Raw genomic sequence first — 14,101 nt, 5'->3', positions numbered from 1 at the left:
GCCAGCCTACACATTGAGAACCCTTATGCAGACTTTATCCTCTTTACTCCAGGCGATCCCTTCACCCGATAGTGCTGCGATGTTGAGTGCGCAGAAGCATATTGACGGATTACTCAAACCACCGGGTAGTCTTGGTCGACTTGAATCTCTTGCCGTGCAACTGGCTGGTATGCCGGGCCTTAAGGGTGTGCCGCATGTCGGGGGAAAAGCGATGCTGGTGATGTGTGCCGATCACGGCGTATGGGATGAGGGCGTTGCTGTTTCACCCAAGGTGGTCACGGCTATTCAGGCGGCAAATATGACGCGCGGGACAACCGGGGTCTGCGTGCTGGCGGCTCAGGCGGGTGCAAAGGTTCATGTGATTGATGTGGGGATTGACGCTGATCTTATCCCCGGCGTAGTCAATATGCGTGTGGCGCGTGGTTGCGGCAATATTGCTGAAGGTCCGGCTATGAGCCGCTCTCAGGCTGAAGAACTGCTGCTGGAAGTCATCCGCTATATCCGTGAACTGGCGGATGAGGGCGTGACACTGTTTGGCGTTGGTGAGCTTGGTATGGCAAACACTACGCCCGCAGCAGCGATTGTCAGCGTGTTGACCGGTAGCGATGCTGAGGATGTGGTTGGTATTGGCGCTAACCTTCCACTTTCCCGCGTTGGTAATAAGGTGGCGGTTGTCCGCCGGGCAATTGCCGTCAACCAACCTGACCCCAGTGATGGTATCGATGTGCTGGCAAAAGTCGGCGGCTTTGATCTTGTCGGTATGGCAGGCGTGATGTTAGGTGCTGCCTCCTGCGGTCTGCCGGTGCTGCTGGATGGGTTCCTCTCTTATTCAGCTGCACTTGCCGCCTGCCGGATAGCGCCTGAGATTAAGCCATATTTGATCCCTTCACACTTCTCTGCCGAGAAGGGAGCCAGGACCGCGTTGGCACATCTGGAACTGGAGCCGTATCTCAACATGGGGATGCGTTTAGGTGAAGGAAGTGGTGCCGCGCTGGCGATGCCGATTGTCGAAGCCGCCTGTGCGATGTACAGCAATATGGGGCATTTAGCTGCCAGCAATATTGTGCTACCAGACGGCAAGGAAGCGTAGTCCTCCGTGCCCCGCTGAATGGCGGGGTTTCTTTCTTATGGTGTACGTCGTAAATCCGAAAAACAGATAAAAAAGCTATAATTAACGGATATCTGTTGCGACGAAGGAAAGGACAATGATGCGTCGTGTAAAACTGCTATGTTCGCTTATCATGCTGTTCGCGAGTCAGGGAACACAGGCTGTAAGCTATCCGCTGCCACCCGAGGGAAGTCGTCTGGTGGGAAGTCCTTTGACAATTACGGTTCCGCAAGGAAATACTCAGCCGCTGGAGGCATTTGCTGCGCAGTACGGGCAGGGGCTAAGCAATATGCTTGAGGCCAACCCGGGCGTGGATGTCTATTTGCCGAAGTCGGGTTCAACGCTGGTTGTACCGCAGCAGATTATTTTGCCAGATACCGTACGTGAGGGAATTGTCATCAATGTCGCAGAAATGCGCCTTTACTATTACCCTCAGGGCACAAATACAGTTGAGGTTTTGCCGATCGGCATCGGTCAGGCGGGGAGAGAAACGCCACGTAACTGGGTGACAGCGGTAGAGCGGAAGCAGGAAGCACCGGGCTGGACGCCAACGGCGAATACCCGGCGAGAATATGCCGCTCGTGGGGAGAGCTTACCTGCTTTTGTTCCGGCCGGGCCAGATAATCCGATGGGGTTGTATGCCATTTATATCGGCAGGCTATATGCCATTCATGGAACAAATGCCAATTTTGGTATTGGGCTGCGGGTGAGCCAGGGCTGTATTCGTCTGCGTAATGACGATATCAAATACCTTTTTGATACCGTACCGGTTGGAACGCGCGTTCAACTTATCGACAGGCCGGTGAAATATAGCGCAGAGCCAGACGGTAGCCGCTGGGTTGAGGTTCATGAGCCATTGTCCCGAAATCGCGCTGAATATGAGTCAGATAAAAAGATCCCACTACCGGTAACGTCTGCATTGCGTAGTTTTATCACAGGTAGTGATGTGGATGTTAACCGCGCGAATGCAACACTTGAACGACGCTCCGGGATGCCGGTGAATATCGGCCTGATTCATAAATATTAATGAGTAACAGGCGGCCTGTTTTTCGTGATCAAGTAAGACTGGCCGCTTGTTTAATGTGATACTGCCCCATTTTTACGAAACCGATATGGTCTGCCATCAACCGGGCTTCATGTTCACTGTGCGTAACCAGCAGCGCTGTTTGTCCGGCTGCACGCAAAATATCCCGAACCTCACCCCCCAGACGTTCACGGGTACGCTTATCAAGACTGGAAAAGGGTTCATCCAGCAGCAGGATTTCAGGATGTGGCGCCAGTGCGCGAGCCAATGCAATACGCTGTTGCTGCCCACCTGAAAGCTCATGGGGATAACGGCTGGCATGGCTATGCAATTCCACCATGTTTAACAGATCTGCCACTCTGGCCTGCTGTTCTTCACGCGGCATACGTCGTAAGCCAAATGCCACGTTTTGTTGTGCCGTCAAATGAGGGAATAATGCATATTCCTGAAAAACCATGCCGACATGCCGTTTTTCCGGCGGCAGATGCACGCCAGGGCCGGCAACGTGCCTCTGAGAAACATAAATATCTCCGCGTTGCAGGCGTTCAAACCCGGCAACAGCACGAAGTACCGTGGTTTTCCCACAGCCTGAAGCGCCCAGCAGACAGGCGATTTCGCCTTTGCGCACAGACATAGAAAATCCGCTCAGTACCGGTTGCTGACTGTTGCCATATGCAACATGCACATCCTGGAGTCGTAATGCAATTTCTGACATTGGTACTCTCTTAACCACGGCGTGTCATCTGGTGACGCACCAGCAAAATAACCGGTAACGTGCCTGCTAAAACAATCATCAGCGCGGCAATTGCCCCTTCTTCATAGGTTCCGCGAGCGGCTTCTGCATACAGTAGCGTTGCCAGCGTTTCGAAATTGACAGGGCGTAAAAGTAGAGTCGTGGGCAGCTCTTTCATCGCATCGGCAAAGACCAGCAATGCACTGCTTACTATTGCTGGTCGTAGTAGCGGTAAATGGACTCGTGCAAATGTACCTGCGCCATTTTCACCCAGCAAACGCGAAGCCTGTTCAAGGGAAGGGGGGATACGACCCAGTCCGGAATCCAGCGCTCCGATGGCGATCGCCTGAAAGCGCATCGCACAGCAAATAATCAGCAGGATACCGGCAGACATGAGCGGCAAACCACGAATATCCAGTATATCGGCCAGCCAGCGGTCTACCGCCATAGCCGGCGGCAGAAAACCAATTGCCAGAATAGTGCCGGGCACCGCATAGCCCAAAGAGGCCAGACGCATCACGCCGCGACGAAAACCTGGCATGGCGTTGTCTGCGGCACTATGACGCGCGCTCCAGGCCACCAGTAAACTGACGCAAACCACTACCAGCGTGGTTCCCGCCGCCAGCAATAGTGTATTTTGCAATGCGGAGAGCAACGAGGCGGAAAGCGGGTTCTTTTCACCTAAACGTTTGACGCTCTCCCACATTAAAAACAGTACCGGGGCAAGGAATCCCAAAATAACTGGCAGCGCAATCACTGAGCCGAGGAGCCATCCCCGCCAGCCGTGCACGCGTGTGGGTTGAATTTCTCGCAGGCTGCGGCTGCTGAATCCTTGCTTTCTGCGACCATAAAACTCCAGCGTCAGAATGAAGAAGATAAACATCAGCATCATGCAGGCGATTTGTGCAGCAGCGGATAAATCAGAACGGGAGATCCATGTGGTGTACACAGTGACCGTTAATGTTTGTACCCCGAGAAACTCCGACGCGCCAATATCGTTAAGCGTTTCCAGAAGTGCCAGACTGACACCGACTGCCAGCGCCGGACGCGCCATTGGCAGAGCTACGCGAAAGAAAGTCCCGGTTGCGCTGCACCCAAGCGTACGGGCAGCTTCCAGTAAATGGGCGGGCTGGCTTATGAACATGGCCCGGGTCGTCAGATAAACGTAAGGGTAAAGTACTAAACCGAGCAAAATAATGGCACCGGAAAGTGAACGTAGATCTGGCAGGCGGAACTGTCGTGGGCTGTCAAAGCCCAGTAAAAAACGGATGAATGTCTGCAGTGGGCCGATTGGATGCAGTAAATCGAGCCAGGCGAAGGCGACGATATAAGTCGGCATCGCCAGTGGCAACAGCAGTGCCCAACTGAGAATTTTGCGGCCTGGGAAGTCCCACGCCGTTACGGCCCACGCGCTACCAACGCCAATCACGCCCACCATCACAGCGACTCCCGCCAGCAGAAGTACTGTGTTTTTTAACGCTGAGGGCAATACAAACGCGATGAGATTATCCCAGTGAGATAAATCAGCCTGTGTAGCCTGCCAGATAAGCGCAACAATGGGTGTCAGGACACCTAGCGCAATGCATAACGCGCTAAGATGCAATGGTGTTAATAATGACTGCGGCCCGGAAACCAGGCCGCGTAACGTCGGAAACTGTAGCGATTTATTGATCGAATCCAACTTTATCTACCAGGAGGCTAGCTTGCTTACGGTACTTCACGATTTCGGTTAACGGAATTTTATCTACGTCGATTTCACCGATAGTGGCACTAATAACCGGATCGAGCGTAACGCCTTTCAGTACCGGATACTCAAAGTTTGCTTTCGCGTATTGCTGCTGAGCGGGTGCGGAAACCAGGTATTCCATCAGTTTAATAGCATCTGCTTTATTAGGTGCATAGCGGGCTACGGCTGCACCGCTGATATTGACGTGCGTGCCACCATTTTCAAAGGTTGGCTTAACGACTTTAATCGCATCGCCCCACTGACGGGCATCGCTGCCTTGTTTGGCATTTTTCATATGGCCGACGTAATAGGAGTTAGCCAGGCCAATATCACAAATACCACCGAGGATATCGCGAGCTACGTCACGGTCGCCGCCGGTGGCTTTACGTGCCAGGTTAGCTTTCACACCGCGTAGCCACTCTTCTGTTTTGGCTTCACCGTGATGCGCAATCATGGCGGCAATCAGCGCCGTGTTATACGGGTGCTGTCCGGAACGGATACACACTTTACCTTTGTATTCAGGGCTTGCGAGTTGTTCGTAATGCCAGTTATCAATTGGCAGAGACTTCTCAGCGTAAAGTACGCGTGCTCGCATAGAAAGCGCAAACCACTGGTTATCTTCACCTCGCAGATTGGCCGGGATTGCAGTCTTCAACGTTTCGGACTGCACAGGTTGTGTCACGCCAGCTTCAACTAAATCGATGAGATTTCCGGCATCGACGGTCATCAGCAGATCTGCAGGGGAGTTTTTACCTTCTGCTTTTACACGCTCAAGCATGCCATCCTTGATATAAACGGTGCTTACTTTTATACCGCTGGATTGCGTCCAGCTATCAAGCAGGGGCTGAATCAGACCCGGTTCGCGGGTGGTATAGAGTGTTAACGTATCCTGGGCGAAAGCCGGCAGGCTAACGGAGAGTACCAGGGCTGATGCAAGCGTGATACGGCGCAGTCCAGTGCGAGGCAGAGCATTCATCGTTTATATCCCAGAGTAATTGGAACGTTCAGTGAACGAGCGAGCGCTCGTCCTTTCGGCAGTCGTACAATAAATGATAATCACTAGCACTTACAATAATTGCAAAGTTGAAACGATTTACATTTACACAACTTTAATCATTGGTGTGATGTGGCATCCGGCAGGTGAAAAACTGTTGGGAAGGGTGCTTAAGGAATGAGGTTTTTAATGGCAGTAAAAAAGTAAAAAGCCTGCTTAGTTTCCTGAGCAGGCTTCTTAAATTTGGCTCCTCTGACTGGACTCGAACCAGTGACATACGGATTAACAGTCCGCCGTTCTACCGACTGAACTACAGAGGAATCGTGTGAACGAGGCGCATATTAGCGAGGGTCGTAGGGGTTGTCAAAGGGGTAAATGCAAATGTGTGTTTGTTTGCTGACAAAATCAACAAAGCGACGATCTTTCAATCTTTTTATGTTTTTGCTCCATTCTGGTGCGCGCCTACCCGTGTTGGGGCAGGCAGAAAACTGCGCAAAGCATCGAGAATAGTTATTATTCACCATCGGCCCTTATTTTTCGGGTGGTTAGCGCGATTAACTGCAGCCAGGCGAAACTGGCAAGCATCTTGCAACCTGATAAATATGACTGCCAGCACGGGTTCTGGTATTCCGACAGGAGGCAAAATGAACTTCAGACGACTGAAATACTTCGTAAAAATCGTCGATATTGGTAGCCTGACCCAGGCCGCGGAGGTGTTGCACATTGCGCAACCTGCGCTGAGTCAGCAGGTTGCTACGCTGGAAGGTGAACTGGATCAGCAATTGTTGATTCGTACCAAGCGCGGCGTGACGCCAACTGAGGCCGGAAAGGTTCTTTATACTCACGCCCGGACTATCTTGCGTCAGTGTGAACAGGCGCAGCTCGCGGTCAATAATGTCGGGCAGACGTTGAGTGGGCAGGTGTCTATTGGGCTCGCACCTGGAACTGCCGCATCCTCAATAACGATGCCGTTATTACAAACTGTACGTGCCGAACTGCCGGATGTTTTGGTTTACCTGCATGAAAACAGTGGCGCAGTGCTCAACGACAAACTACTCAGTGGTCAACTTGATATGGCTGTGCTCTATGAGCGTTCGCCGGTGGCTGGGATTTCCAGTCAACCATTGCTAAAAGAAGATCTTTTCCTTGTTGGCACGCGTGACTGTCCGGGCCAAAGTGTTGATTTAATCGCAGTAGCTCAAATGAATCTGTTTCTTCCGCGAGATTATAGTGCGGTACGTTTACGTGTGGACGAAGCCTTTTCGCTACGTCGCTTAACGGCCAAAGTAATCGGGGAAATTGAGTCCATTTCCACATTAACTGCAGCTATTGCCAGCGGTATGGGGGTGACTGTTTTGCCTGAGTCGGCCGCTCGTTCATTATGTAATGCTGCAAATGGCTGGATGGCCCGAATTACAACGCCGTCGATGAGCCTGCCATTATCGCTGAATGTATCGGCCAGAGGGAGTTTGTCGCCGCAGGCACAAGCGGTAAAAGAAATTCTGTTATCACTGGTCAGCCGTCCGGCGCTGGAAAACCGCGAATTGCAGCTGGTCAGCTAAACCTTATTCCCGACAGGAATAAGATGCAGGTTTTTATTATTTGTTATGCCGGGCGTCAGACTTTAACAATAGCGTAATGTCTGATGTACCCGGAGCGAAGCGTGAATTTCCAGCAACTTAAAATTATCCGCGAGGCGGCCCGTCAGGATTACAACCTGACGGAAGTCGCGAACATTCTTTATACCTCGCAGTCGGGCGTAAGCCGGCATATTCGCGAGCTTGAAGATGAGCTCGGTATTGAAATATTTATCCGGCGCGGTAAACGCCTGCTGGGCATGACTGAGCCGGGCAAAGCATTGCTGGTTATCGCCGAACGTATTCTTAATGAAGCCAGTAATGTTCGCCGACTGGCGGATTTGTTTACAAATGACACGTCCGGTGTTCTGACGATTGCTACCACGCACACACAGGCTCGCTACAGCCTGCCGGCGGTGATTAAGGCATTTCGCGAACTCTTTCCTGAAGTCCGTCTTGAGTTAGTACAGGGGACGCCGCAAGAAATTGACGTGCTATTGCAAAATGGCGGGGCAGATATCGGGATTGCCAGCGAACGGTTAAGTAGCGATCCACTGCTGGTGGCCTTTCCCTGGTTCCGTTGGCATCACAGCCTGCTTGTTCCTCATGATCATCCGTTAGTTCAGGCTTCTCCATTGACGTTAGAGTCTATTGCTCACTGGCCACTAATTACATATCGACAAGGTATTACGGGACGTTCCCGCATTGATGAGGCATTTGCGCGTAAAGGACTGGTGCCCGATATTATCCTTAGCGCTCAGGACTCGGATGTGATTAAAACCTATGTGGCATTGGGACTGGGGATTGGACTGGTGGCGGAGCAATCCAGCGGTGAGCAGGAAGAGGGCACGTTGATCCGTCTGGATACCCGGCATTTATTTGATGCGAATACCGTCTGGCTTGGCCTGAAACGAGGTCAGTTACAGCGTAATTACGTCTGGCGATTCATTGAGTTATGTAATGCGGGCTTATCGGTGGATGAGATCAAACGACAGGCTATGGAGCCAGATGAAGTGATGATTGATTATCAGATCTAAAGCAAAAAGCCCGCTAAAAAGCGGGCTTTTCTAAATTTGGCTCCTCTGACTGGACTCGAACCAGTGACATACGGATTAACAGTCCGCCGTTCTACCGACTGAACTACAGAGGAATCGTGTGAACGAGGCGCATATTACTGACCTCACTATATCGTGTCAACAGTAAAATTAGCACGCCATATCAATTGGTTAATTAATCCTCAAAACGTAGTATTAATGCACATTCGATGAGCGATAATCGTCATCTTCCCGGCTATCGCGCAACCGTAGCATTGGGTTTTGCCGATAGAACTGGAAGAACCTCTGCCATAATGCGGGAAAACGCGGCGCAAACAATTCGGGAGCGCTGAAAAAATACTCGGATAATACGGCAAAACATTCGGCAGGATCGGTCGCAGCATATGCATCTATACTGCATGCGGTTTCACCCACCAGATCGATTTCGTCCTGAATGTTGTTCATTGCCGCATGCAGATCGTGTTCCCAGTTTGCAATTTCTCGCAAAGGGATTGCCGGGACGCCGCTGGCGCGATCACCATTACGCATATCAAGTTTATGCGCCACTTCATGGATAATCAGATTAAAGCCGGAGGCATCGAAGGAATCCTGGATATCGAGCCAGTTCAGGATGATCGGACCTTGCTGCCAGCTTTGTCCGGACTGAACTACGCGTTGATTATGCACCAACCCAATATCATCTTCCCACTCGTCATCCACGACAAATGGGGCAGGGTAGATGAGCACTTCGTGAAAACCATCAAGCCACTCAATACCCAATTCCAGTATGGGCAAACAGAAAAGCAAAGCTATACGCGCACTTTTCAGTGGGTCCAGTTCAAATCCCTGAAGGGCAACTAACCTTTTTTGTTGTAAAAAGCGTTCGGCCAGGGCGATCAGTCTGGCTTGTTCTTGTTCAGTGAGATTCACCAGAAGAGGAATTGCCAGGGCATCATCCCAGGGCCACTCATCATTACGGACTGTTTCTTGTTCTTTCCAGGGCCACTTAATCATCGTTTTGCTCGCAAACTCGTCACTTGAACGAAATTGACGGAACTGGGTCTGTTAAAATGCCAAATTACCTGGCATCATGGCAACCGCCAGAACGGAGAGATGCCAGAGCGGCTGAATGGACCGGTCTCGAAAACCGGAGTAGGGGCAACTCTACCGGGGGTTCAAATCCCCCTCTCTCCGCCAAAACACCGCCTCAACCCAATCGATTTATATCTCTTTCAGCTAAAACTTTATTTGTTCAGTATGCCATTCATAACTGGTTTGCTGGGTATTGTCCTGGTATGCATTGGGCAAACTCGCAGCTACACAAGTTATCACTTAGCCAGCATTCCAGGTAGAGCTTTACCAGCATGTCATTCATTTTGTGACTTCAGTCGAAGTGTTGCACTTTAATAAGGTTGTTCCTCAGCCCAAATACCGGATATTCACTCAGGAATATCCGGATGCGCCTTACTATATCAATACTAAATTTCTGTCGTTTTGCTTCTGATATAAGCTCATGCCCTTGAGACGTTACGCAGCGTTTCGTAGTGAAATATTTATCGCTGAAACGGCAGGTTTCCGTTTAATAGTATGCTTCCCGTTACATCTGGCTGCTGGTAAAATAAGCAACTCAATACTTAACTGCATACTGAAGGGAATCGGAGTGTCCTCATCCATTGACTACCAGATTGAAAAGTACTGTTTAACGGAAAGAGGGGAGTCCCCCAGGTTAACCCGTCAGTGGGCGGATGTTATTGCTGAATGTCAGGATAAAAAAGCAGGGGCAGAGGAGCGCCTGCGTATTGCGTTGCTTAACGTGGATTATGTGACCAGCTTTGAGCTACCTTTTCGGTTGTTGCTGGTACGCACTCCACAGCTAATAGCCAGTGTGCGTGATGAATGGCAACTCAACCAAAAGAATGTGGTTTTCAACGGGAAACGTTTTGGTTGTGTCTGGAGTCTGAAGGCGGATTTGAGCGGGATACCAGATGAGTTTCACTATCATCTGTCCAATCGCATTCGGCGGGTGGATGTATCCGGGATCACGGCCGCACCTTACCAGCAAATAGCAAAAACAGTGAAGTCTCCGCGCGAACGACTGAGAATGGCACTTGAGGCAGGGTTACCGGTTACTGCGCTGGATGGACTTTTTTGGTTTGGGATCCAGAGGATTGCTGCCGATGTGCTAAGGCTTCGGAAGGCTGGTATGGCGATTTCAACATCAGAGACTGAGGTTTTCGACAATCTGACCGATACCCATCGACGGGTCCCTGTTTACAGATGTGACGGTTGTTCAGAGTAACAGCTATGTTGCCCAGACGGGCAATAGCGTCAGGCGTGAAGTATCACTTTTAATAATTTTTCCTGAAAAGACGGAGGCGGCGCCATCTCTCTGGCGTTTCACAGAAATCAGGAGATAGCGCAGGCTTAAGATTACACAAAACCCTCATCGTATAATCGGAGAGAGGTTGCCATTAGGGACTAATTTATCCTTTCACAAACAGACTGAGAATGCCGACTCCCAGCGCACTATAAAAAAAGACTCTGTATAAATTATCCGGAATATCAAACCATCTACGAAATATGCCTAATATTACTACAACCAGAACAGCCGGATAGATAGAGCAAAGAACCGGTATCGCCAGTGTTGTCAGCGAATTCAAGCCCAGAATAGCAATTGCTGCTGAGAATATAAGAGACAGAGTCACAAATACGCCGTAAGAAATACCTGTGTTCTGCTTGAAAAATTGTGCTGTACCGCTCGTGAGTCCTATTGCGGTGACAAGGCAGGCCAGAGTAATAATGGCTGCCAGCAATTCTCTGCCATATGTTCCAAAAACAGTCTCTACATATGCACTCATGATTTGCATACCGTTTGTCGCACCAATCTCTGGAGTGTGTGCGCCCATCGATATGTAGCAAATGTAAATCAGAGTTAGTCCGGTGGCAGCAATAAATGCTGATGAAGCAGAATATCGGAAAATGCCTTTAGTATGTGTAACCCCACGTTGCTTAAGCGTGTGTGAGATAATAGCCCCAAAACATAGTGCGCTGATCACGTCTAATGTTTGGTAACCATTTACAAACCCTGCTCTGAAAGCTTGTGTTTCATATATAGTTGTCGCCGTAGTGATCTCGCCTATGGGATGAAACCATGCGCATACGCCAATGAAAATCAGCACACCAATTTTTACCGGTGACAGGACAAAGCCGACGACTTCAAGCATCTTACCTGGCTTTGCTAAAATTGCGCCTGCCAGTCCGAAAAAAACAGCAGAAAAAATAAGTTTTTTCCACCATATGTCTGCTGCTCCATTAGTTATTACTTCATAACTAATGGTAGCTGTGCGTGGAGTACCAAATAACATACCAAGCGTTAAAAAACAAATACCGATGAATATAAAGCTGACCCATTTCCCTAATGGCCTGGTGAGTTCATTGATACTACCTTCATTAATCGCAAGTGAAATTATTGCTAATGCAGGAAATAACACAGCTGTAATAATAAAACCAAAACCAGCGTTAAACGTGTTTGTACCGGCTTGCAGACCAACCAACGGTGGGAATATGATATTGCCGGCACCGAGAAAAAGAGCTAGCGTCATTCCGCCAAGTGCCATAGTTTCTGGCAAGGATAGTTTTGTGTTCGCTGTCATTTATAAACTCGCATTTATGATATTGCCATATTTATTGATTGTGTTATCAATATCACTGGAGGGGTAAAGTATGATTTTCTGAGCATGAGTAATGGTGAAAATATTCACCATTACAAATCAGGGCTGTAATATTACAACTGAAACATCCCTTCAATCATCAAGCGGGCGGCGCCGTATAATTCTACACGCTTATTATCGCCTACAACGCAACGCAATGTGCCCTTTCGCGCACCGCCTTGTTGCGCCGTTAATTCTGTTTTGCCTAACCGTGATGCCCAAAACGGGGCAAGAAAAGTATGTGCTGATCCGGTAACGGGATCTTCATTTACGCCAACTTGCGGTCCAAACCAGCGAGAGACAAAATCAAACTCTTCATCCCCGGCAGTGACAATGACGCCACGGGTATCAAATAAAGCCAATTTATTGAAGTCCGGCGCTAATTTATCAATGATTGCTTTATCGTCCACCAGCACAATCAGATCGTCTGATTGCCATACGCTAATCACACCGGTGGTGATACCGAGTGCTTCAAGTAACCCTGCAGGCGCTTCAACTTCTGTGGCAGACTTTGCCGGAAAGTCCATGCAATATTCATGACCTTGCTGAGTCACAGTCAGAATGCCACTGCGCGTATGGAAACGAATAGATTTGCCAGGATGATTTAGTTTATTGAACATTACCCATGATGTTGCCAGCGTAGCGTGACCGCATAAATCAACTTCTGTCGCCGGTGTAAACCAGCGGAGATGATATCCATCTTCAACAGGTACGAAAAACGCGGTTTCTGAGAGATTATTTTCTGCGGCGATCGATTGCAAAATATCATCATCCAGCCATGCCGTTAATGGGCATACAGCAGCGGGATTGCCTCCAAAGGGGAGCGACGTAAAAGCATCCACCTGGTAAAAGGGGAGGCTGGTTGTGATATTATTTATCATTGATTTTGTCCAGATAGTTATAGATTGTATATCGCGTTACGCCTAATGCTCTTGCTACATGGTTAACGCTGCCTTTAATTTTAAAAAATCCCATTGCATGTATTTCAGATACGACCCGCTTTCTAAAGTCTGTTTTGCTTTCTGAGCCTGTTGGTCGATATTGAGCAAGAACTTCGTCCAGTGACTTATCTTGAATATCTCTGGGGATACTGTCAGCGCTTTCTGTCTCGACAGGTGTTGGCAGAAGATAATCAAGCTCACGCTTTAACCGTACCACGGCCTCAATATCAACATTTATACAGAAGGCCACCAGAGGACTACCTGATTTGCTGTAGTAAATTGTTGATGCACTATTCAGCTTTGTTCCTGCGACCGTTGTTGTTGTATATCCACTGAATACACGGGTAGGGACGGGCTGTGAAGCATCGAGTAGCCCTAAAAAGCCGGCGTCATCATCCGGTCCCGATAGCAGCGCATCTCCAATTTTCCGACCACTTATATGCCCGTTGACAATACTGATAACTGATTTTTCCGGCTGTGTAAGATCGTGTAACACGGCTTCAGTATTTGAGGGGAGAGTTGTACGCAGAGCTTCCAGTGAAGCGCTCAGCACAGTTATTAAGTGATCACGTTCGTTTTTCATTATGGTCTCTTTACGAGGCGACTGCCTGTACCTCTATCTCAACATCCAATTCAAAGGCAAGGCGGCTGGTTGTTACTGTCCTTGCAGGGTAACCATTTGGGAACCACGTGCAATATGCTGCGTTAAACTCAGCAAAATATTTCATATCACTTAACCATACCTGTACTTTGACGACATTATCTTGCGAAATACCTGTACGTTTCAGCGTTTCAACAATGGTATGCATGATCCTCTGCGTTTGTTCAGTCACAGAGCCATACACGGGTTCACCCTCCTCTGTCATAGATACCTGACCTGAAAGAAATACCATGCCATTCCCTTGAACTGCATCGGAAAAAGGGAAGGGCTTACTAGTGGCATAGCGCTTAATACTCATACTTTAGTCTTACTCATCGGGGGGGGATATGCCATAACGTTACCACAGCTCCGCCCTGAATTAAACGAAATTGTATTTTTCAACAAATGTTTGTTTTTGTCGTAAAATCTTGTTTACAGATCACAGGAAACAAGCAACGTGTTGGTGTAAAAGTAAGCAAGCGAATAATTTTTTGTATGATTATTTTCCAGGTGATAATTGGTTTATAGCGTTTTTAAGCAGATAAATCCTATTTTTAATTGCGTTGGTTTTTTCTATGCCATTGTTTCTAAATGGTAAATCTTGCGTCCCTTAA

Annotated in this window: 13 protein-coding genes and 3 tRNA genes; 6 read left to right on the top strand and 10 right to left on the bottom strand. The window is 49.0% G+C overall.

Going from position 1 to position 14,101, the window contains the following annotated elements; genetic code table 11:
* Positions 1–25: 25 nt before the first annotated feature.
* Positions 26–1,090 (top strand): nicotinate-nucleotide--dimethylbenzimidazole phosphoribosyltransferase, encoded by a 1,065-nt coding sequence (cobT, locus tag LG384_RS14210; RefSeq protein WP_048221161.1) that lies wholly within the window; start codon positions 26–28, stop codon positions 1,088–1,090.
* A 118-nt stretch (positions 1,091–1,208) separates the two neighbouring features.
* Positions 1,209–2,135 (top strand): L,D-transpeptidase, encoded by a 927-nt coding sequence (gene ldtA / locus LG384_RS14205; RefSeq protein WP_048222626.1) that lies wholly within the window; start codon positions 1,209–1,211, stop codon positions 2,133–2,135.
* Between the two features lie 28 nt (positions 2,136–2,163).
* Here the strand turns inward: ldtA and LG384_RS14200 are convergent, their stop codons facing one another.
* From LG384_RS14200 to LG384_RS14185, 4 genes are all read right to left on the bottom strand, one after another.
* Complete coding sequence (locus LG384_RS14200) at positions 2,164–2,847, bottom strand: ABC transporter ATP-binding protein (protein WP_045444403.1); 684 nt, start codon at positions 2,845–2,847, stop codon at positions 2,164–2,166.
* A 10-nt stretch (positions 2,848–2,857) separates the two neighbouring features.
* Positions 2,858–4,546, bottom strand: a complete 1,689-nt coding sequence (locus LG384_RS14195; protein WP_045444400.1) for an iron ABC transporter permease — start codon at positions 4,544–4,546, stop codon at positions 2,858–2,860.
* Positions 4,530–5,567: an extracellular solute-binding protein gene (locus tag LG384_RS14190; protein ID WP_048221163.1), complete on the bottom strand. Its 1,038-nt coding sequence runs from the start codon at positions 5,565–5,567 to the stop codon at positions 4,530–4,532. The genes LG384_RS14195 and LG384_RS14190 overlap by 17 nt, the downstream gene beginning before the upstream one ends.
* Positions 5,568–5,829: 262 nt before the next feature.
* Positions 5,830–5,905, bottom strand: a tRNA-Asn gene (locus LG384_RS14185).
* Positions 5,906–6,229: 324 nt separating this feature from the next.
* Between LG384_RS14185 and nac the strand changes: the two genes are divergently transcribed.
* The gene (gene nac / locus LG384_RS14180) at positions 6,230–7,147 is read left to right on the top strand and encodes a nitrogen assimilation transcriptional regulator NAC (protein ID WP_045444396.1); all 918 of its coding nucleotides are present in this window, start codon (positions 6,230–6,232) and stop codon (positions 7,145–7,147) included.
* Between the two features lie 101 nt (positions 7,148–7,248).
* Entirely contained in the window at positions 7,249–8,199 is a 951-nt protein-coding gene (gene cbl / locus LG384_RS14175) for an HTH-type transcriptional regulator Cbl (RefSeq protein WP_225761109.1), read from the top strand.
* Between the two features lie 37 nt (positions 8,200–8,236).
* Here the strand turns inward: cbl and LG384_RS14170 are convergent.
* Positions 8,237–8,312: transfer RNA gene (locus tag LG384_RS14170), tRNA-Asn, on the bottom strand.
* A 100-nt stretch (positions 8,313–8,412) separates the two neighbouring features.
* Complete coding sequence (gene mtfA, locus LG384_RS14165; protein ID WP_045444392.1) at positions 8,413–9,210, bottom strand: DgsA anti-repressor MtfA; 798 nt, start codon at positions 9,208–9,210, stop codon at positions 8,413–8,415.
* Positions 9,211–9,303: 93 nt separating this feature from the next.
* Here mtfA and LG384_RS14160 point away from each other — a divergent pair.
* Together LG384_RS14160 and LG384_RS14155 are read left to right on the top strand one after the other, a co-directional pair.
* Positions 9,304–9,393: transfer RNA gene (locus tag LG384_RS14160), tRNA-Ser, on the top strand.
* A gap of 463 nt (positions 9,394–9,856) precedes the next feature.
* A complete protein-coding gene (locus tag LG384_RS14155; RefSeq protein ID WP_045449685.1) occupies positions 9,857–10,495 on the top strand; it encodes a helix-turn-helix domain-containing protein in 639 nt (212 codons plus the stop codon).
* 184 nt (positions 10,496–10,679) lie between these two features.
* On the opposite strand, the gene brnQ is transcribed toward LG384_RS14155, so the two are convergent.
* The 4 genes from brnQ to LG384_RS14135 form a co-directional block, all read right to left on the bottom strand.
* A complete protein-coding gene (brnQ, locus tag LG384_RS14150) occupies positions 10,680–11,849 on the bottom strand; it encodes a branched-chain amino acid transport system II carrier protein (RefSeq protein ID WP_225761108.1) in 1,170 nt (389 codons plus the stop codon).
* A 131-nt stretch (positions 11,850–11,980) separates the two neighbouring features.
* Positions 11,981–12,787 (bottom strand): PhzF family phenazine biosynthesis protein, encoded by an 807-nt coding sequence (locus LG384_RS14145; RefSeq protein ID WP_045444388.1) that lies wholly within the window; start codon positions 12,785–12,787, stop codon positions 11,981–11,983.
* The gene (locus tag LG384_RS14140; RefSeq protein ID WP_045444385.1) at positions 12,777–13,430 is read right to left on the bottom strand and encodes a transcriptional regulator; all 654 of its coding nucleotides are present in this window, start codon (positions 13,428–13,430) and stop codon (positions 12,777–12,779) included. Before LG384_RS14140 ends, LG384_RS14145 begins: the two co-directional genes overlap by 11 nt.
* Positions 13,431–13,440: 10 nt before the next feature.
* The gene (locus tag LG384_RS14135) at positions 13,441–13,806 is read right to left on the bottom strand and encodes a RidA family protein (RefSeq protein WP_045444382.1); all 366 of its coding nucleotides are present in this window, start codon (positions 13,804–13,806) and stop codon (positions 13,441–13,443) included.
* Positions 13,807–14,101 lie beyond the last annotated feature (295 nt).

The organism is Citrobacter sp. Marseille-Q3906, assembly GCF_916618775.1.
GTDB classification, from domain to species: domain Bacteria; phylum Pseudomonadota; class Gammaproteobacteria; order Enterobacterales; family Enterobacteriaceae; genus Citrobacter; species Citrobacter murliniae.
Note: the sequence above shows the minus strand (reverse complement) of the source record. Positions and strands in the feature narration are given on the sequence as shown.